Raw genomic sequence first — 17754 nt, 5'->3', positions numbered from 1 at the left:
TACAGTTAAATAAATCTTCGCCATAAACTGACATAATAAGCCCCTCTAAATTTTTTAGAGGGGTATTATTTCTTCGGTAGCGAATACTTAATACGTAGAGGAAATGATAAAAAATTTCCTAATAAAGGCTTTTTAAGCATGAAAATTGTCTTATATTTCATTTTGTATTCCTTTTTTGTTTGAGCAATAGTAAACATGTATGTATAATAATAGTATTAACACACTAATTAAGTAATATGAATTATTTCGAATTGAACGAAAAAATATATCGAATTTTGTAATCCTATGTTATCCTATGTCTATATAATTTTTTGAGGTGAAGATCATGCAAAACACAGTAGTAAACGCTGAAAATACAAAAACGCAAATGGCTTATTCTAGAACTAATCCATTTCCTGCAAAGGTTCTTAAAAATATAAATTTAAATGGTGAGGGCTCTGCGAAAGAAATAAGACATATTGAGTTATCATTAGAAGGCTCAGGTTTAACTTATGCTCCTGGATATGCACTTGGTGTTGTTCCATCAAATGATCCAGAGTTGGTTTCGGCCATTATAGAGGAAATGAAATGGGATGCAGCAGCTGATGTTGTCGTTGGTAAGCAGGGAGAAACACTATCATTGAAGGAAGCGTTGACAACTTACTTTGAAATTACGTTGTTATCGAAAAAAATATTGCTACAAGCAGCGGCATTAACAGAAAATGAAGAATTGAAAACATTAATCTTGGCAGAAAATGCAGATCAACTAAAAGAGTATACAAACGGACGTGATTTACTTGATATGCTTCGTGACTTCGGGCCATGGAATGCAACTGCACAGGATGTTGTATCTCTATTAAGAAAAATGACACCACGTCTGTATTCAATCGCAAGCAGTATTGCAGCACATCCAGGTGAAGTTCACCTCACAATCGGTGCTGTACGCTACACGGCTCATGGCCGCGATCGCAAGGGTGTTTGCTCTGTACAAGTAGCTGAGCGTCTTCAAGAAGGAGATACAGTGCCAGTATTTGTACAGCCAAATAAGCATTTCCACCTTCCTGAAGATCAAGAAAAAGACATTATCATGGTTGGTCCTGGGACAGGCATTGCACCATTCCGTAGCTTTATCGAGGAGCGTGCAGTGAATCAAGCATCAGGAAAAACATGGTTATTCTTTGGAGACCAACATGAAGCTACTGATTTCATTTACAAAGAAGAATTAGAAGCCTATCAAAAAGATGGAGTATTGACAAAGTTAGATACTGCATGGTCTCGTGATACGGAGAAAAAGGTTTACGTGCAAAATAAAATGCTCGAAAACAGTAAAGAGTTGTTTGATTGGATCAACAATGGTGCATACTTCTATATTTGCGGCGATAAGCAGAGAATGGCGAAGGATGTTCACACAGCACTGATTGATGTAATTGAAAAAGAAGGTTCCATGTCCCGTGAAGAAGCTGAAGCCTATTTAACGGATATGCAGAAGCAAGGCCGTTATCAGCGTGATGTGTATTAATCAAAGTTCTCAAATGTAAGAAAGCGTGGCTCCTATACCCATAATTAAAGGTATAGGGGGCACGCTTTTTTAGCGTAAAAGAAAATCCTGTCAATATATTTTGAATCATTTTCATAAAATTTCCATATTTCGAATATATTTTAAGCAATAATGATAAAAAGGTGGTCTATCGATGGAAACAATGGAAAGGATGAAATTTATTTTTACAGGAATTGGTGTATTACTTGCTGCTGGATTAGCGGTAATGACGACAGGTGCTATTCTTTAAAATAAAAACGGGACTGGTTCTATTAAACGATAGAACGGTCCCATTTTTTTTAGAGGAATTTTATTTCCAAAATTTAAAACAATTTTAATATATTATACTATTATAATGGACGTTGAAGTTGTATAATTAATCATATAATTTAGTCTTATATACCTACTATAATCCCTAATTTATCCCTATATAAAATAAATTTATCATAATTTTAATAGTCTGAATTTTATAAAAGGAGAGAGTATTCATGGAAATTAATAGACCTGAAAGAAGGAGTATGGCCGATGCTATGTCATCGGAGGAGTTCCTAATCCAGGTAGCAACGGATATTGAGAAGCAGCTGCAGGAATGGAATCCTGATTACGAAGTGATAGTCATGAAGCTGGAAAACTATGAATTTGTCGTCAAAATTCATGAGGAGTATTATGAAATGAATTTTTCTGAAATTATGCTGGAAACCCTCCAAAAGAAAGATCCATTTGAACTTGACCGAACTATATGGCAAGAATTACAAAATAAAGGAATTTCCATCATTAAAGGAACGGGAAATTATATAGATTTTATTATGTGGTAAAAATGGTTTTAAAATTGGTGAAAGAGAAGCACAAGCATGTTCTGTGCCTCTCTTTTTATATTGCAACGATGTGCATCCTCTTTAGATATTGTCATTATAGTCATAGCGAAAGCCATCTTTTTGAGCAGGAACATTCTCGTCCATTTGATTGTCATTGTATTTATTTGATCCCTTTTCCTTACGATTTAGTTTAGTATTTTTTTGCTCTTTGTTTGATTTCAATTCGATTAGCCTCCTAACTTTGAAATTTTCACAACCTATTATCCCCCTAAATATATTTCTGTTATACAAGCTTTTACAACAAGCTGTATTTGTTATTTTTTATGAATGGTTGGTTGAATAACTATACTTCATTATCAAATACTAATAAAAAAATAGTAAGGAACGATAAAGTTGAAACCAATACAATCAAAACAAAAGATAGAAGAGGTTAATGAAATATATGATAAGGTTTCGACAGCAAATCAAGAATATTTTAAAATTTGGAAGGAAGATACTTTATTTCACTGGGATTTTTGGGTATCCCTTTTATTTACATTACTGCCAATCATATTCTGGATTAGGTTTCGAAAAAAAGAAAGTTCGAATCGCCTGTTATTCTCAGGGATGTTTGTTTTTATTATTTCTTCATGGCTTGATTTTTTAGGGGTGCAACTTGGTAAGTGGTATTATACTGGAAAAGTAATTCCTACTATCCCTTCCTATGTACCGTGGGATTGGTTTATACTTCCTGTTTTTGTCATGACATTAATTCAAATAAAACCTAGATTATCTCCGTTCCTAAAGAGTTTGATTTTTGCAGGTGTGAATACATGGATAGGGGAGCCTTTATTTTTATGGTTTGGTTTTTATGTCATGACAGATTGGCATATCTATTATTCTTTCCCCATCTATGTGATCATTTATTTAATTGCCCATAAACTAAGTAAAGTGACTAATTTTGAACCATTAACATAGAAGTTAAGATGAATGGATTATATATGAATTTCATTGGATAAGAAATCAGGGGTCAAATCAATTGCTCTTAACGGAGTAATTGATTTGACCTCTATTTATGGACAAATTGTGAAAATAAGAGTATATTAGTTACCTAGATAACTAAATTTGGCCGGAGGGTTTATTTTGGCACTTTCATTTTTTCACCAGCATTTACAGTTTTCCAGGTCTTTTATTAAAAAATTAAATGAACAGTTAGGGAGTGTTGGTTTATATCATTCCCAATGGATTATTGTGTACTATTTAAAGCAATTCGGTGCCTCTACATTGGTTGAGATCAGCCAATATGTAGATGTTGAAAAGCCGACTATTACACGTACGGTGAATCGATTGGAAGAGAGACAACTGATTGAGAAGGTTCCGAGTAAAGATAAACGGGAACGGAGGATTCAACTAACTGACAAGGGGGATCTTGCCTTTCAGGAGGCAATAAAGGTTGTTGAAGAATTCGAATATCGGTTACTCGATGAAATTGCCATAAAGGATTTAGAAACAACGTTACGTACGATTCAGGTTTTAAAGGAGAAATTAAGGTAAGAGGGAAGGAGAACAGATGAATCAAGAACATAAATTATGGACAAAAGACTTTATTATGGTTTCTGTTTCGAACTTTTTATTATTTATCTCATTTTACATATTAATGGTCACATTAGCCGTTTATTCAATTGATAAGTTTCATGCATCCCAAAGTAAAGCGGGGCTTGCTTCTAGTATCTTTGTCCTCGGGGCGGTTATCGTAAGACCAATAGCGGGGAAAATGATTGAACGGGTAGGCAAAAAGAGGCTGTTGCTTCTAGGGCTAAGTTTATTTCTTATTATCATGTTATTGTATTTTCCGGTTAATAGCTTACCGTTATTATTTCTCATTCGTTTTCTTCATGGGTTTGCTTTTGGAATTGCCACCACGGCAACCGGGACAATTGCGGCCGATATCATTCCAATGTCACGACGAGGAGAGGGAATGGGATATTTTGCAACGAGTATGAATTTGGCAATGGCAGTGGGTCCCTTTATCGGATTATTTATCAGTCAAAACTTCGATCACTTTGTTATCTTTCTCGTCACAACTGTATTTGCAGTTGTAGCAATCGTCACATCGCTCTTTTTAGCTATACCAAAGACGAGCATTGAAGCAAAAACATTTCAAACGAAGAGTGGGTTTCATCTTGGCGATTATTTTGAAAAAAGTACGATACCAATCGCTATTCTTGTGGCTGTTTTTGGATTTGTTTACTCCAGTATTTTATCCTTTTTAAGTTCGTACGCTGAAGAAATTAATTTAGTAAATGCAGCAAGCTTTTTCTTTGTGATGTACGCAGCGTTTCTCTTGGTGTCAAGACCATTTACAGGAAAATGGTTTGATATAAAAGGAGAAAATATGATTATTTATCCATCAATTTTTCTATTTGGTGCAGGGTTGATTATTTTAAGCCAGGCCCAACACGCAATTACCCTGCTAATTGCAGGTGCTGTGATTGGTATCGGATTTGGAACGTTTCAATCTAGTGCTCAGACCGTTGCAGTCAACCTAGCTCCGAAGACTCGAACGGGCTTAGCCACATCTACCTTCTTTGTATTTTATGATTTTGGAATTGGCGTCGGTCCTTTCATATTAGGATTTATTCTGCCATTAATAGGATTTCGCAGCTTGTATTTCTGTATGGCAGTCATCGTCTTTATTGGAATCCTACTGTATTATTTAGTACATGGTAAAAAAGCAGTAGATTTTCAAAAAGACAAAAAGCAAACAAAAGACATTCAAGTTGGATAATTATTTTGCAAAAATCAGAGGGACAGTTCTGTTGCTTCCAGAAAGCAATAGAACTGTCCCTCCGTTTACATATGGAACGAACGTCGCCCAAGACTCATAGGATAAATTATTCAAAGCGGGGGTGATGTTGTGTGAAGAAGTCGTTGAAAGTATTTATACTGGCTTATCTTTCCCTGTTGTTTTTCGGCAGTTTTATTGCTGGGGGTACATTATGGGTGGGAACTTTGGAAAAGTCACTGCCTTTTATTTCTCATATCAAGATTTTTTTGTATTATTTTTTTGCAGGGGCGATTGGAGGTTCCTTACGCCATCTTTATATGTTTTGCTCCCACTACATGAAAGGTGAATTAACAAACTATCGTGAGTGGATCATGTATATTTTTTATCCCATCTTTGCAACTGGTACCGCCGTCATATCCGTTTTTTTAATTGACAGCGGTTTATTACTTATCGAATTTATTGATTATGGAGATACTCCATATGCTCAAATAAGTATCGCTTTCTTCGTTGGGTTCGGTTTCAATCGATTTGTCAACAAGCTGAATGCTGTGTCAAAAAATATGTTTCAGACCAATAAAAACAATGATAACCAATAAGAAAAGAAGCCGGTTCATTGTCCTGTAATGACTGCTAATCTCACATTTTTTACGTAACGGTAGTATTTGAGAAAGCTCCCACACTTTTGCAGTTGATAATATTTGATAATAATGAAAATAATAGTAGAAAAAGGAAGGAAGGATTATCCATGAAAAATAACACTGACCAAACGAGTGAGGGCCTCAATCAAATAATGGAAATCATCAACGCAAAAGGGGACGAGGGAGAAATAAAACAAATTATTGATAAATCAAACCCAAATCCTAGTCAAAAGAACGATAATAATTAAGATTTGGGGACGGCTCTCTTGCTTCCATGAAGCAGGAGAACCGTCCCCATGATTCGCTTAACTGCTGTTATAAAAAACTAGTTAAGTGAGAATTGTTACAAAAGAGTTGACTTGAAACGGGTTTCATAAGTTACACTTGTAACAATCAGATGATTTTAAATCTTATTCGGAAGGTAGGACAAATAATGACTGAACAGAGTGTTATTTTTTTTGATATAGATGGAACCTTGCTTAATCATGATAAGAAATTACCTCAAACTGCAAAAGAAGCAGTATTTCAACTGAAGGATGCTGGACATGTGGTTGCTATTGCAACAGGACGAGCTCCTTTTATGTTTGAGGATTTGCGAAAGGAATTAGATATTGATACATATGTTAGTTATAACGGACAATTTGTCGTGTTAAATGGAGAGGTTTTAGATACGAATCCTCTGAAAATTCCATCACTGGTGGAATTATCTGAAACAGCTCTTGAAAACAATCATCCCGTTGTCTTTATGGACCATGAAGATATGAAAGCGAATGTTCCAGAGCATAGCTATATAAAGGAAAGTATTGCTACCTTAAAGATAGACCGTTTTCCTGAGCATGATCCGTATTATTATAAAGAACGTGAACTATATCAGACTCTTCTTTTTTGTACAGAAGGGGAAGAAAAACAATATGAACAGGAATTTCATGATTTTGACTTTGTTCGATGGCATCCTGTTTCAGTGGATGTTCTGCCAAAAGGTGGATCTAAAGCACAGGGTATTCAGAAAATCATAGCTCAGCTAGGTTTTCCAGCGGAGCGTCAATATGCTTTTGGTGATGGACTAAATGATATTGAAATGCTTACAGCCGTTAAAAACAGTATTGCCATGGGGAACGCAGAAGAGACAGTAAAAAAAGCAGCTAAATTTGTCACAAAATCCGTAGAAGAGGATGGAATTTACCACGGTCTTCAAATGGTGGGACTACTATAAAACTGGAGAAAGCATGGGGACGGTTCTTTTGCTTCCAACTGGAAGCAGAAGAACCGTCCCCATGCTTCATTATTTATTTACCTCCAGCCAAGTTTTGATGAGTCCGTTGACAATTGGTGTAATGACTTGATTGGCTGTCCAGTATTGACTGTGTGAGAGTGGGTTCCACCCGGTCAAGAGTCCGCCGACAGCTGCTTGACGATCTTTTACATATTGACTTCCATATAATGGCTCGAGGGGGTAGGCGATGATATCATCCTTGTCGTAAAAATTAATCCATTCTCCTGTATTTGGATAATACTCTTTGATCCTTTTTGCCGGGACTTCAATCGGCTTGTCAAATTCGTCATAGCTGATACTCCATAGGGCAATAGGGCTCCCCATTGTATAGAACAGGGTAAGGGTCTCTCCTTTCACGAGAGGGTTATCAAGTGGATCCGCTATCCTTTTTCCTTGCTGTAGATCATAAAAATGGTCGCTGGTGATCACCGTACCCAGACTATGAGCAATGACACATAAAGGTGCCTCCACGTCTCCCGTTTCACAAGCCAATTCATTTAACTTTTCATCTATTCTCATGTGGATTTTTTTATAGAAGTTTTTTTGAGAAGGGGATCTTTGATAGGCGATGGCATCTGCTAGTACATGGATCATGGCATTTCTCAAAAGCTTATAATCTAGTTTTTCTGATTGAAATTTTTCCCATAGTATATTCTCCGGTTCTGCAAAGGTATCGGCCCAGCAAATGGGCTTAATGACTAATTGTGATTCAGGCTCCTGGACATTAGGCTTCAATTTCTTTAATTGTTTGATAAACCGCTTCCTTAATTTCTTCTCCATCCTCAACGCAAAATCTTCCTTTTGGGTTCCAATTCCATGAATGATCGCCACAGCAATTTTTCTGGACAACATCATACCCCCTATGATGAGAGTCACCATCCAATAATGGTTAGTTTAAATATATGAATATTGGATGTTTTTTAACACAGAGGGTTAATTATACTGTTCATTAAGTATGTTTTATGGAGATGCTTCAGCATTTCGTTCTGCAATTACATCCTGAATGATCTCAATATGCAGACCTGCCCAGGCTTTTTCACGAAAATGCAGCACAACACTGATGATGAGAATACAAATATAAATAATACTAAAGGGAAGCCAAAGCAAACCGCCTTCTCGAAAAAGAAATTCCTGTAGCTTACTTGAAAAGAGAAAAATAAACCAAGGAATGGCAGTGACAAAAATGGGGATTATTCCAGAACCGTTTTTTTCCTTAATCATACGATAATAAACCAATTTTAATAAATCAGTACTAACTGTACGATAAAAGGATCGAATTTCCTGAACCTCAGATAATTCCTTCGTTTGGATGAATTCAATACTTTGTATTTTGTTTAGTTTACTATACAGCTTATGAGCATCTCCACGAAATACCAATATAATCACCTTCTTAAGAGAAAATTATCATAGAAATTATAAGCTTGAATGATCCCAATCACAGCTTGATTACTATTACAAAAAGGTATTGGATAGGATATTAATTCTAGGTTGTACAGCTTCACGATTATTAAACAGCATATTTCTATTTTGCTATCAAAGAAGCTTCATGTAAGATATCGTGGAAAAGGGGAGAAATTCAAAAGGAAGTATGAAATCTAAAAAACGCACTTGCTTTATTATTTAAGTGCGTTCTTTAGATTTCACTATTAATAGAGGATTCAGTTATTGATTCCTATAGGGTTGTCCGTGATTTGAGGTCATTCCGCCAGAAAGAATAAATTTCATTGCATCCTCAGGCTTTACGTCAATCACTTCAACCTGGTCTTTTGGGATTAAAAGGGTAACACCGGCTATTTGAAAGGTTTGTTGAACATATACAGCCACATGATCTTTTAATGGAGTATAAAAGTCTTCCAGATCTTCTGTCGTAATAAATCCAATGGTCTTCACTTCTGTTCCAGGAATTGTTACAATTGCCACCTTTGAAAACGATTTTTTCTCTCCAAGAAAGGAATAAAACGTATCCTTGATAACCGAATAGATGGTTTTTATTAAAGGAATCCTTTCTAGCAATCTGTCAATAACCCGGAATAGTGTACCTGTAAAAAACTTTGTAGACAGCCAGCCTAAAATGGTAATCAGGATAAAGGTGAAAAGTAATCCAATCCCAGGTATGTAATCCTCTTTTAAATAGGGTTTTAAATAATTTCCTAGCAGGCCATCTAAAAACATAAAAATCTTAAAGACGACAAAAACAACTAAAATAATTGGGACAATGGTTAAAAGTCCCTTAATAAAATTTTGAATAATTCTTTTCATTTTTAAACTCCTTACGAAATTCCTTAATTAACTCATTATCGCGTGAACTTGTTTCTGAATCAAGACTTTTGGTTACTGAGGATGGCCCTATAACTTCCTGCCATATTATTATAATATTTTTCTTGTATGGGTGTGATTGAAGAAATACAATAGGATGTATAGACATATGTTTTTTTAGGAGAGACATCATGGATTTTCGAAGAAAAAAATACAGAAGAGGGCTTTTTCAGTCCATCTTGATCATTATAGGTGTACTTATCATAAAAGAAGCAGAGATGCTTGTACTCCAAGATATATTGAATCGGTATTTTAATATAAATAGTTCTGGTCAAGAAATGCTGATTGACAGTATTGTATTACTGATGATATTAACTCCTTTCACGATTATTGTGAGTAGGCAGCAGAAAAAGCTAAAACAGGTTAATGATAAATATATTGTATTAGCAGAAAGCTCCTTAATTGGAACTTATACGTTAATAGATGGAAAAATCAAGTATGCTAATCAGCAATTTATTGAAATGACTGGGTATGCAAAAGAGGAACTAATTGGAATGTCTATTTTAGACTTAGTCCATCCTGATGATTTGCCTGTCGTAATGGAGTCGATCAGACGAAAACTGGATAGGGAAGATAAAACATCGAGAATTGAAGTGAGAGGCATTAAAAAGGATCAAAGTATGTATGATATAGAAATTTACGGAACAATCATCCTAAAAGATGGCCAAGCACAAATCATCGGCTCCATGTTGGATATTACAGAACGAAAAAGAAGTGAAATACTTCTGCGTGATTTAGCGTTTAAGGATATGCTAACAGGTCTTCCGAATCGGAGGCAGTTTGAGGAGAATTTTCATCGTACCCTATCCCCTCAATTTTCAGATACTCCCAGAACGTTAGCATCCATTATTTTTATGGATTTAGATGGATTCAAGGCAGTGAATGATTCCTTTGGCCATGAAATAGGGGATCTCCTGTTAAAGGAGGTCGCCAATCGTCTTTTACGTTGTATACGAAAAAACGATACGATTACTCGATTAGGAGGAGACGAGTTTATTGGCTTCTTTCCGAACATAGATAAGCACAGTGCAATTAAGCTAGTGGAAACGATCCTTAGCGAAATCAATCAGCCTTTTATCATAAATCAACAGGATATTCTTGTATCAACTAGTATTGGAATTGCCTTTTATAATAATGATGGGGATGCTATTGATAAATTAATTAAAAAAGCAGACATAGCTATGTACCAGGCAAAATTAAAAGGTAAAAACACTTTCTCTATTTACAAGGAAGAATTTTCTCTTAATCATTAATAAAATCATAGTATGCCTAAACCAAATCAAAGAAATGTGATTTGGTTTTTTGTGGTAAAGATAATTGGAAAATTCAAGAGACAGTCACATTATTTTCCATATTAGGGTGCTATAATGAATAGAGAACAATTTAAGCATAGCACTTCTTCAAATCATGAAAATGTCATTCGATGAAAGTTTCCCAAAGTTTGCCTTGTGAAGGAATCCACGATGTTTGAAGTAGAAGTGGGAGGCGATAGTATGCTAGGAAATATGGTGTTTCTTCTATTCATTTCAATTGAAATCGGGATGATTGTAGTAAGCATATTGAAAAAATCAAATGTAAAAAGGGGTAAATCTATTCTCAGTATTGTACTTTTTTCAATTTTTTTACTGCTGGTAATCAGTCCTATTATTGATTGGGGATTGAACTGGATGATGCTTGGCATCCTTTTGGGGGTACAGGCACTGCTTGGACTTGTGACACTTCTCCGACATATAGGGAATAAACCATTAAAGAAGTCGAAAATGATACTTGGCTTTTTGGGCCGTGTTATTCTTTATGCCTTAGCTATTTTTCCTCTCCTGCTTTTCCCTCCTTATGAGCCAATCAAGACAACAGGTGAAAATTCAGTGAGTACAAAAAGTTTTACTTGGACCGATCAATCAAGAAAAGAGCTTTTCACAGAGGAAGCTGATGATAATCGAAAAGTAACGGTTCAGTTTTGGTATCCTTCAAAGCAAGCAGATAAAAAGTTTCCTCTTGTGGTTTTTTCTCACGGTGCATTTGGGCTTCGCACCAGCAACTATTCTACTTATCAAGAATTGGCCAGCAATGGATATGTAGTTGCTAGTATTGATCATACCTTTCATGCTTTTTTGACAGAGCAGGTGGACGGAAAAAGGGTGATAACCAATATGGATTTTATGAATGATGCGATAAAAGCAACAAATGGGGAAATACAGGGTAAGGAATTGTTTGTCATGGAACAAGCATGGATGAAGCTTAGAACAGAGGATATGACCTTTGTTATTGATAAAATCAAAAAAATGACTGGTAGTGAAACTGAAAATATATTTCAGCTAATTGACCTTGAGCGTATTGGTGTTATGGGTCACTCACTGGGTGGAGCAACGGCTGCAAAAATTGGCAGAATAGATGAAACTGTGGATGCGGTGATTGTTCTTGATGGAACAATGCTAGGGGAAGTCATCGGTTTTATGAACGGAAAAGAGCTCTTGACAGATGAGCCATATCCAAAGCCTATTCTAAATTTCTATAATGAATCTCATTATGAAGATGAGACTAAGGGGAATCCAGATTATCCAAATAATGCTGTACACAAAAACAGTAATCATTCCTATCAGGTAATCATAAGGAATTCAGAGCATATGAATTTTACCGATTTACCAATCGTTTCACCTATTTTATCAAATTTGCTGGGAACAGGAGCAGTCGACGCACGCGAATGTATTGAAACGACAAATGAAGTCATCCTGCAATTTTTTGATCGATATTTAAAAGACAATCCTATTGAATTCGAGAAGGAAAGAGTACTGAAATTATAGTTCATCAGCAGAATGAGAAGGAAATTGAGTATTTATTATGTTACGATAATGAAAAAACAATAATAGGGAGCTAACTTATGTATAGTTTTAAAAATGATTACAGCGAAGGTGCACATCCAAGAATCTTAACTGCACTAATGGAATCAAACTTTGTGCAGGAAAATGGCTATGGTGAAGATCGCTACTCAGAGAAAGCAATCGAATTAATTAAGCAAAGATTAGACCAGGCAAACGTAGATATTCACTTTTTATCAGGCGGAACTCAAACAAATTTAATCGCAATTTCAGCTTTCTTAAGACCTCACGAAGCGGCAATCGCAGCGAGTACTGGTCATATTTTTACTCATGAAACAGGTGCAATTGAAGCAACAGGGCACAAAGTGATAGCTGTTGAAACCACTGATGGAAAGCTAACGACAAAGCATTTACGGGATGTACTTATTTTTCATACCGATGAGCATATGGTCAAGCCAAAGCTTGTGTACCTATCGAATTCAACTGAAATCGGTTCAATCTATAATAAGGAGGAGTTGGAGCAGTTAAGTCATTTCTGTAAGGAAAACAACCTCATCTTATATATGGATGGAGCAAGATTAGGATCTGCTTTATGTTCTGCAGAAAATGATCTCCAGCTAAGTGATCTTCCAAATCTAGTCGATGCCTTTTATATTGGCGGTACAAAGAATGGAGCCTTGCTTGGAGAGGCACTGGTTATTAGTCATCACCATCTTAAAGAGGAATTCCGCTTCCATTTGAAGCAAAAGGGAGCACTCCTTGCTAAAGGGAGACTATTGGGAATTCAGTTTGTAGAACTGTTCGGGGATAATTTGTTCTATGAATTGGCGATGCATGCCAATAGAATGGCAGATAGGCTGAGAAAGGAAATAACGAAAGCGGGGCATACTTTTCTTAGCCATTCACCATCAAATCAAATCTTCCCGATTTTACCGAATTCCTTAATCTCCGAGCTCCAAAAGAAGTACTCTTTTTTAATTTGGGAAAAAGTAGATCAGGATACTTCAGCGATTCGTTTGGTTACCTCATGGGCAACTAAAGAAGAGGCGGTTCAGGAATTTATTGAGGATATGAAGAAGACTGTTGAATGATAGGATCATTAAATAATCCAGCACGATAATTAATTTTTTGTTGTTAGTTTTATCACAGAAATTCTTTTATCACTTCTTTATAGTAATCTATGGAGGTGATAAAAGTGAAAGTTAATTATCAGTTAAAAGGGACCCATGATATTAAAGCCATTAAAGAAACCTTAAAGCCATTTGGAGGACGCTGCGCAAAAATTGTGGATGGAAACCTTGAATATCAGATTAAAGAAGAAAATCAAAATGCAGCCTTTGAGCAGTTAAAAGAAAATGGTTTTATCGACTAAGCTGGGAATAACGTTCCTGGCTTTTTATGTTTGAGTAAATGTAAGGGCTATCTAAAACAAAATCAATAATAGTACTTGATTACAACAGGTATGAATAGGGAAGCATGAATGGAGAAAACAGCTCTTTTTTTCTATTTTGACATCAAATTAGTATCTAGTCTTAGTAATAAGTGGTAAAATGAGTAAAAGTTGAAAACTCAGAATTAAAGGGGGTATACAATGATTTTATCAAAAGCTCGTATTACGGCAATAGGTGCATATGTCCCTGAAAAGAGACTTACGAATGATGATTTAGAAAAATTAGTTGAAACAAATGATGAATGGATTGTAAAACGTACAGGTATTAAAGCGCGAAGAATTGCAACAGAAGATGAGCATACAAGTGATATCGGTTATAAAGCAGCATTGAATTTGGTCGAAAGATACGATAAATCTCTTGAAGATATTGATATGATTATTGCCTGCACAATGACTCCTGATTTCAAAACCCCAAGCGTTGCTTCACTAGTTCAAGCAAAACTAGGAATCAAACAAACCGGCTCCATTGATGTTAATGCCGCTTGTTCAGGATTTGCATACGGGCTGCATGTTGCAAACGGTCTTATTACATCCGGTTTACATAAGAAAATTCTCGTTATTGGAGCAGAAACCCTTTCAAAAATTACGGATTATGAAGATCGGTCTACCTGTATTCTATTTGGTGATGGCGGTGGAGCAGTACTTGTAGAGTATGATGAGGAACAGCCTAGCTTCCTTTCCTACCATTTAGGAACAGAAGGAAAAAAAGGAAAAAATCTGTATTGCTCTGATTTATCAACTCGCATGTTTGAGGAAGACCTTATGAAGAGTAATAAATTTGTACAAAATGGACGTGAGGTTTACAAATGGGCTGTTACAACAGTACCCAGAGGAATGAAAGAGGTTCTGGAGAAAGCCTCAATGCCATTAAGTGATGTTAATTGGTTTATACCGCATAGTGCCAATTTAAGGATGATTGAATCCATCTGCCATAAAAGTGGGTTCCCGATTGAAAAAACATTATATAGCCTTGTTGAGTACGGAAATACATCTGCAGCAACGATTCCCTTATCACTTGATATGGGTGTTCGTGAAGGTAAGGTCAAGAATGGGGACATTCTATTGTTATACGGCTTCGGCGGTGGTTTAACACATGCAGGACAGTTAATTCGATGGAATGTAGGATAATTATTTTATATAGAAGACAGTCTCAATTTAGAGACTGTCTTTTATTTGTTTTTTATGTAATTGGTCGTTCTATCAAATTTCGGTAGGCTAGTATCTTACAATTTCTTATTATTATAGAAAACTGTAGTATAATGTTGAAATATAGTAAAAAATGGTGAATATAGAACTCCATTTCAACTTATTGCCCTTTTACACTTATATTTTCTGGTTAGAGAGGAATTATTGATCATGATTCAAAATGTTTTTTTTACCCTTTTTCACGTGCTTGTTCCGCTTGCGATACCAGTAATTGCCGGGGCATTACTTAGTAAGTTCAAGCAGCTTGATATTAAACCACTTTTAGTCTTAGTTCTATATTATTTTACTCCTGTTGTGATCTTTGATACGTTAATGAATGCGGAAGTGTCTCATCAGGACATTTACCTAACCTTTGCATTCTCGCTGTTAAATCTTTTATTACTATGGGGAACAGCTAATGGTTTAGGGAAGCTGCTTGCGCTATCACAAAATGATATTGCTGGTCTTACACTTATTTCGGCATTTACCAACTGTGTCAACTATGGAATACCTTTGATATTACTTGGCTTTGGCCAATTAGGGCTCGACAAGGCATCGGTTTTTATTGTCCTGCAAATGATTATTGTGAATACGGTAGGAATTTACTTCGCCGCCCGTTCGCACTTTTCAATAAAAAATGCCATTAAATCCGTATTTTCGTTACCCGCCATTTATGCAGCTATGCTGGCATTATTATTTCGTAGTTTTGAGCTTCCGTTACCCAGTGGTATTGCGAGCGGATTTTCGATGATTGCTGATGCCTATTCACCCATTGTTTTGGCTATTTTAGGTGCTCAGATGATGAATGTGAAAACGGAGCAGCTGGATAGAAAAACACATACAGCCTATTGGTTGGGTATGGGGATGAGATTACTTATTGCACCTGGAATCGCTTTGATTTGTCTATCTATACTTAAAATTCAAGGACTTTTATTTTCGGTCTTACTCATTTTGGCATGTATGCCGGTTGCCGTGAATGCAGGTATATTAGCCGCAAAGTTTGATGCTTCTCCTAAAATTGTAACGAAAAGTATTCTTTGGACAACGCTTATTTCTTTTATTGTACTGCCTTTTCTAATTGTCTTAGTTAAGTAAATCTTTAATAAATCGGGTTAACATAAGGGTTGATCTTTTAATCTTATTTTTTTTCATAAATCATTCGTTTGAAATATTGCTATATGAATAATAAACAGTGTACAATCGTGAAGTGTAAATAAATAAACAATACGTATTAATCTGATGCATTAGAGTTGGTAACTTCTATAAAGTATATTATGATAATAAATATGACAACTATTAGTCCATTGGATGATACAAAGAATGTAATGAAAGTTGCATTTATGAACGATTATCATAATAAAATTATTTATCCATTTTGAATAGTTGATTATAACCCTTTACGCTATTAGGCTAAATGTTATGAGGAGTTGATTGGAAAATTGTATCCAAAAATCGAATTTTCACAATTAGAACAAAAGATTAAGGATGAGGATGTCATATTGAAACAGCCGCTTGAACTTGAAGATCCAACTCTTTTGCTTGAAAGGGAAGTGCGGTTGACTCCTGAGTTTAATTTAAAACAACTACGGATTCTGGCCCATATGCTTTCAGTAGAAGAATGGGAAGGTGCATCCACATTTAAAATTAATTGGATTAATACAAATCCAAATCTACCATTGAAGCGATTTGTTCTATTCTATAATCAGAAAAAACAGATTCTAAAAAAGAAGTATGTGTACAGAGGTAAGCGGGATGCACTAATTGAGCAAAAGGAAAATATTTTTAAACAAAAACTAATTGGCTCAGCTGAGAGAAAAGATGCCAGTATCCTTGGAGAAGGATTTAAGTAATATCATACTAAGAAGCTAATCGCTTGAGCAGGCTTGCAGGCTAAACTGTAAGCCTTTTTGCTGCATAAAAAAACCGCCTCTAGTTCAGGCGGTATAGTCGTAAGAAGATAATTAATAGGAATGCTTTGGATTCAGTCCATACTGATTTTCTCCAGGCTGGCTTTCCAGGCAGGCAAATACGATCAATACAATGGTACCGATAAATGGAATGAAGGAAATCAAGAACCACCAGCCACTTTTTCCGATATCATGTAATCTTCGAACAAGAACGGCTAACGAAGGTAGGAAAACTGCCAAGCCATATATTCCTGTCAAAACACCAGGAATGCCAAGAACTAACTCCACAATGGAAAGAATACAGGCAGCAATAAAGTTCATTAGAATAAACATCCAATATTCCTGACGTGTTGCTCGGCCTTGAAAACCTACATAATTTTTTAACACCTTAATATACCATTGCATAGTTGAACCGCCTCCCTGAATTGTAACGATGATGTCTATAGAATATATGTCCGAGGCTCTTGCCTTAACACACTATTCTTGAATAAAAGGGAGTAGGGGGTTTTTTAGCGGGTTACTTATCATCTTCTAAATCATCATTTGCAGGCAGCTCTTCAGCTAATGTATTGAAGGATTCGTTTTCGGAAATATCAGTAGGAGTGTGTTCGTCAGTTATAATATGGCTCGGTAAGTCGTTATCAGTGCTGTCAAGGGTAGGATGAACGTCAGTCATCTCGAGGTTAGGTAAGTCTTCGATGTTATCAATATCTGTTAGATCCTCAGTAAAATCAACGGTAGTTGGGTTTTCAACAGAGATATCAATAGCAGTCAGGTTATTAGCTGTATCTTCGGTAGGTAAAACGTCCGTAGTAACGTCGCTGTCAGTAAATTCCTCAATTGTCTCATCGACAGGTAAATCATCTGCGGAATCGTCATTATCGGTAAGTTCTTCGGCGATTTCATCGGCAGCAGGTAAGTCGATCCCAGTGTTATCGCTATCAGCAAGCTCTAGCGCAGTCTCGTCAGCAGGTAAGTCGACCTCAGTGTTATTGCTATCAGCAAGCTCTAGCGCAGTCTCGTCAGCAGGTAAGTCGACCTCAGTGTTATTGCTATCAGCAAGCTCTAGCG

General features: G+C 36.0%; 21 protein-coding genes. 15 read left to right on the top strand and 6 right to left on the bottom strand.

Going from position 1 to position 17754, the window contains the following annotated elements:
* Window positions 1-325: 325 nt before the first annotated feature.
* Window positions 326-1498 carry a sulfite reductase subunit alpha gene (locus ACHUFV_RS09600; protein WP_394233510.1) on the top strand — a complete coding sequence of 391 codons (1173 nt, stop codon included), beginning with the start codon at window positions 326-328 and terminating at the stop codon, window positions 1496-1498.
* Between the two features lie 506 nt (window positions 1499-2004).
* A complete protein-coding gene (locus tag ACHUFV_RS09595; RefSeq protein WP_394233508.1) occupies window positions 2005-2331 on the top strand; it encodes a hypothetical protein in 327 nt (108 codons plus the stop codon).
* An 81-nt stretch (window positions 2332-2412) separates the two neighbouring features.
* On the opposite strand, the gene ACHUFV_RS09590 is transcribed toward ACHUFV_RS09595, so the two are convergent.
* Window positions 2413-2553 carry a hypothetical protein gene (locus ACHUFV_RS09590; RefSeq protein WP_394233506.1) on the bottom strand — a complete coding sequence of 47 codons (141 nt, stop codon included), beginning with the start codon at window positions 2551-2553 and terminating at the stop codon, window positions 2413-2415.
* Window positions 2554-2724: 171 nt separating this feature from the next.
* On the opposite strand from ACHUFV_RS09590, the gene ACHUFV_RS09585 reads away from it, so the two are divergent.
* The 6 genes from ACHUFV_RS09585 to ACHUFV_RS09560 all read left to right on the top strand — a co-directional run bounded on the left by ACHUFV_RS09585 (window position 2725) and on the right by ACHUFV_RS09560 (window position 6949).
* A complete protein-coding gene (locus ACHUFV_RS09585) occupies window positions 2725-3288 on the top strand; it encodes a CBO0543 family protein (protein ID WP_394233504.1) in 564 nt (187 codons plus the stop codon).
* Between the two features lie 165 nt (window positions 3289-3453).
* Complete coding sequence (locus ACHUFV_RS09580; RefSeq protein ID WP_394233502.1) at window positions 3454-3864, top strand: MarR family winged helix-turn-helix transcriptional regulator; 411 nt, start codon at window positions 3454-3456, stop codon at window positions 3862-3864.
* Window positions 3865-3880: 16 nt separating this feature from the next.
* Window positions 3881-5098, top strand: coding sequence for an MFS transporter (locus tag ACHUFV_RS09575; RefSeq protein WP_394233500.1), 1218 nt, complete (start codon window positions 3881-3883; stop codon window positions 5096-5098).
* A gap of 131 nt (window positions 5099-5229) precedes the next feature.
* The gene (locus tag ACHUFV_RS09570) at window positions 5230-5694 is read left to right on the top strand and encodes a hypothetical protein (protein ID WP_394233498.1); all 465 of its coding nucleotides are present in this window, start codon (window positions 5230-5232) and stop codon (window positions 5692-5694) included.
* 149 nt (window positions 5695-5843) lie between these two features.
* Window positions 5844-5984, top strand: coding sequence for a hypothetical protein (locus ACHUFV_RS09565; protein WP_394233497.1), 141 nt, complete (start codon window positions 5844-5846; stop codon window positions 5982-5984).
* A gap of 185 nt (window positions 5985-6169) precedes the next feature.
* Window positions 6170-6949: a Cof-type HAD-IIB family hydrolase gene (locus tag ACHUFV_RS09560; RefSeq protein WP_394233496.1), complete on the top strand. Its 780-nt coding sequence runs from the start codon at window positions 6170-6172 to the stop codon at window positions 6947-6949.
* Window positions 6950-7018: 69 nt separating this feature from the next.
* On the opposite strand, the gene ACHUFV_RS09555 is transcribed toward ACHUFV_RS09560, so the two are convergent.
* From ACHUFV_RS09555 to ACHUFV_RS09545, 3 genes are all read right to left on the bottom strand, one after another.
* Entirely contained in the window at window positions 7019-7858 is an 840-nt protein-coding gene (locus tag ACHUFV_RS09555; RefSeq protein ID WP_394233494.1) for a chemotaxis protein, read from the bottom strand.
* A 111-nt stretch (window positions 7859-7969) separates the two neighbouring features.
* Window positions 7970-8395, bottom strand: coding sequence for a hypothetical protein (locus ACHUFV_RS09550; protein WP_394233493.1), 426 nt, complete (start codon window positions 8393-8395; stop codon window positions 7970-7972).
* A gap of 276 nt (window positions 8396-8671) precedes the next feature.
* Window positions 8672-9268, bottom strand: coding sequence for a DUF502 domain-containing protein (locus tag ACHUFV_RS09545; protein ID WP_394233491.1), 597 nt, complete (start codon window positions 9266-9268; stop codon window positions 8672-8674).
* A gap of 188 nt (window positions 9269-9456) precedes the next feature.
* On the opposite strand from ACHUFV_RS09545, the gene ACHUFV_RS09540 reads away from it, so the two are divergent.
* From ACHUFV_RS09540 to ACHUFV_RS09510, 7 genes are all read left to right on the top strand, one after another.
* Window positions 9457-10578: a diguanylate cyclase domain-containing protein gene (locus ACHUFV_RS09540; protein WP_394233489.1), complete on the top strand. Its 1122-nt coding sequence runs from the start codon at window positions 9457-9459 to the stop codon at window positions 10576-10578.
* A gap of 240 nt (window positions 10579-10818) precedes the next feature.
* Window positions 10819-12126, top strand: a complete 1308-nt coding sequence (locus ACHUFV_RS09535) for an alpha/beta hydrolase family protein (protein WP_394233487.1) — start codon at window positions 10819-10821, stop codon at window positions 12124-12126.
* 77 nt (window positions 12127-12203) lie between these two features.
* Window positions 12204-13232 carry a threonine aldolase family protein gene (locus ACHUFV_RS09530; RefSeq protein ID WP_394233485.1) on the top strand — a complete coding sequence of 343 codons (1029 nt, stop codon included), beginning with the start codon at window positions 12204-12206 and terminating at the stop codon, window positions 13230-13232.
* A 104-nt stretch (window positions 13233-13336) separates the two neighbouring features.
* Complete coding sequence (locus tag ACHUFV_RS09525) at window positions 13337-13513, top strand: hypothetical protein (RefSeq protein WP_394233483.1); 177 nt, start codon at window positions 13337-13339, stop codon at window positions 13511-13513.
* 219 nt (window positions 13514-13732) lie between these two features.
* On the top strand, window positions 13733-14719 hold the full coding sequence (locus tag ACHUFV_RS09520; RefSeq protein WP_394233481.1) for a ketoacyl-ACP synthase III: 987 nt from the start codon (window positions 13733-13735) through the stop codon (window positions 14717-14719).
* Window positions 14720-14947: 228 nt separating this feature from the next.
* Entirely contained in the window at window positions 14948-15871 is a 924-nt protein-coding gene (locus tag ACHUFV_RS09515) for an AEC family transporter (protein WP_394233479.1), read from the top strand.
* A gap of 344 nt (window positions 15872-16215) precedes the next feature.
* Complete coding sequence (locus ACHUFV_RS09510) at window positions 16216-16626, top strand: hypothetical protein (protein WP_394233477.1); 411 nt, start codon at window positions 16216-16218, stop codon at window positions 16624-16626.
* A gap of 111 nt (window positions 16627-16737) precedes the next feature.
* On the opposite strand, the gene ACHUFV_RS09505 is transcribed toward ACHUFV_RS09510, so the two are convergent.
* Window positions 16738-17088 carry a DUF805 domain-containing protein gene (locus tag ACHUFV_RS09505; protein ID WP_394233475.1) on the bottom strand — a complete coding sequence of 117 codons (351 nt, stop codon included), beginning with the start codon at window positions 17086-17088 and terminating at the stop codon, window positions 16738-16740.
* A gap of 112 nt (window positions 17089-17200) precedes the next feature.
* A partial coding sequence (locus ACHUFV_RS09500; RefSeq protein WP_394233473.1) for a hypothetical protein occupies window positions 17201-17754 on the bottom strand: 554 nt, incomplete at its 5' end.

The organism is Niallia oryzisoli (assembly GCF_043641075.1).
GTDB lineage: Bacteria > Bacillota > Bacilli > Bacillales > Cytobacillaceae > Bacillus_BD > Bacillus_BD oryzisoli_A.
The sequence above is the reverse complement of the archived record's forward strand: the minus strand, read 5'-3'. Positions and strand labels throughout refer to the sequence as shown.

Coding starts and splice junctions, on each gene's coding strand:
- ACHUFV_RS09600 (WP_394233510.1), top strand. CDS start 326: ATGCAAAACACAGTAGTAAACGCTGAAAATACAAAAACGCAAATGGCT.
- ACHUFV_RS09595 (WP_394233508.1), top strand. CDS start 2,005: ATGGAAATTAATAGACCTGAAAGAAGGAGTATGGCCGATGCTATGTCA.
- ACHUFV_RS09575 (WP_394233500.1), top strand. CDS start 3,881: ATGAATCAAGAACATAAATTATGGACAAAAGACTTTATTATGGTTTCT.
- ACHUFV_RS09565 (WP_394233497.1), top strand. CDS start 5,844: ATGAAAAATAACACTGACCAAACGAGTGAGGGCCTCAATCAAATAATG.
- ACHUFV_RS09560 (WP_394233496.1), top strand. CDS start 6,170: ATGACTGAACAGAGTGTTATTTTTTTTGATATAGATGGAACCTTGCTT.
- ACHUFV_RS09545 (WP_394233491.1), bottom strand. CDS start 9,268: ATGAAAAGAATTATTCAAAATTTTATTAAGGGACTTTTAACCATTGTC.
- ACHUFV_RS09540 (WP_394233489.1), top strand. CDS start 9,457: ATGGATTTTCGAAGAAAAAAATACAGAAGAGGGCTTTTTCAGTCCATC.
- ACHUFV_RS09535 (WP_394233487.1), top strand. CDS start 10,819: ATGCTAGGAAATATGGTGTTTCTTCTATTCATTTCAATTGAAATCGGG.
- ACHUFV_RS09530 (WP_394233485.1), top strand. CDS start 12,204: ATGTATAGTTTTAAAAATGATTACAGCGAAGGTGCACATCCAAGAATC.
- ACHUFV_RS09520 (WP_394233481.1), top strand. CDS start 13,733: ATGATTTTATCAAAAGCTCGTATTACGGCAATAGGTGCATATGTCCCT.
- ACHUFV_RS09515 (WP_394233479.1), top strand. CDS start 14,948: ATGATTCAAAATGTTTTTTTTACCCTTTTTCACGTGCTTGTTCCGCTT.
- ACHUFV_RS09505 (WP_394233475.1), bottom strand. CDS start 17,088: ATGCAATGGTATATTAAGGTGTTAAAAAATTATGTAGGTTTTCAAGGC.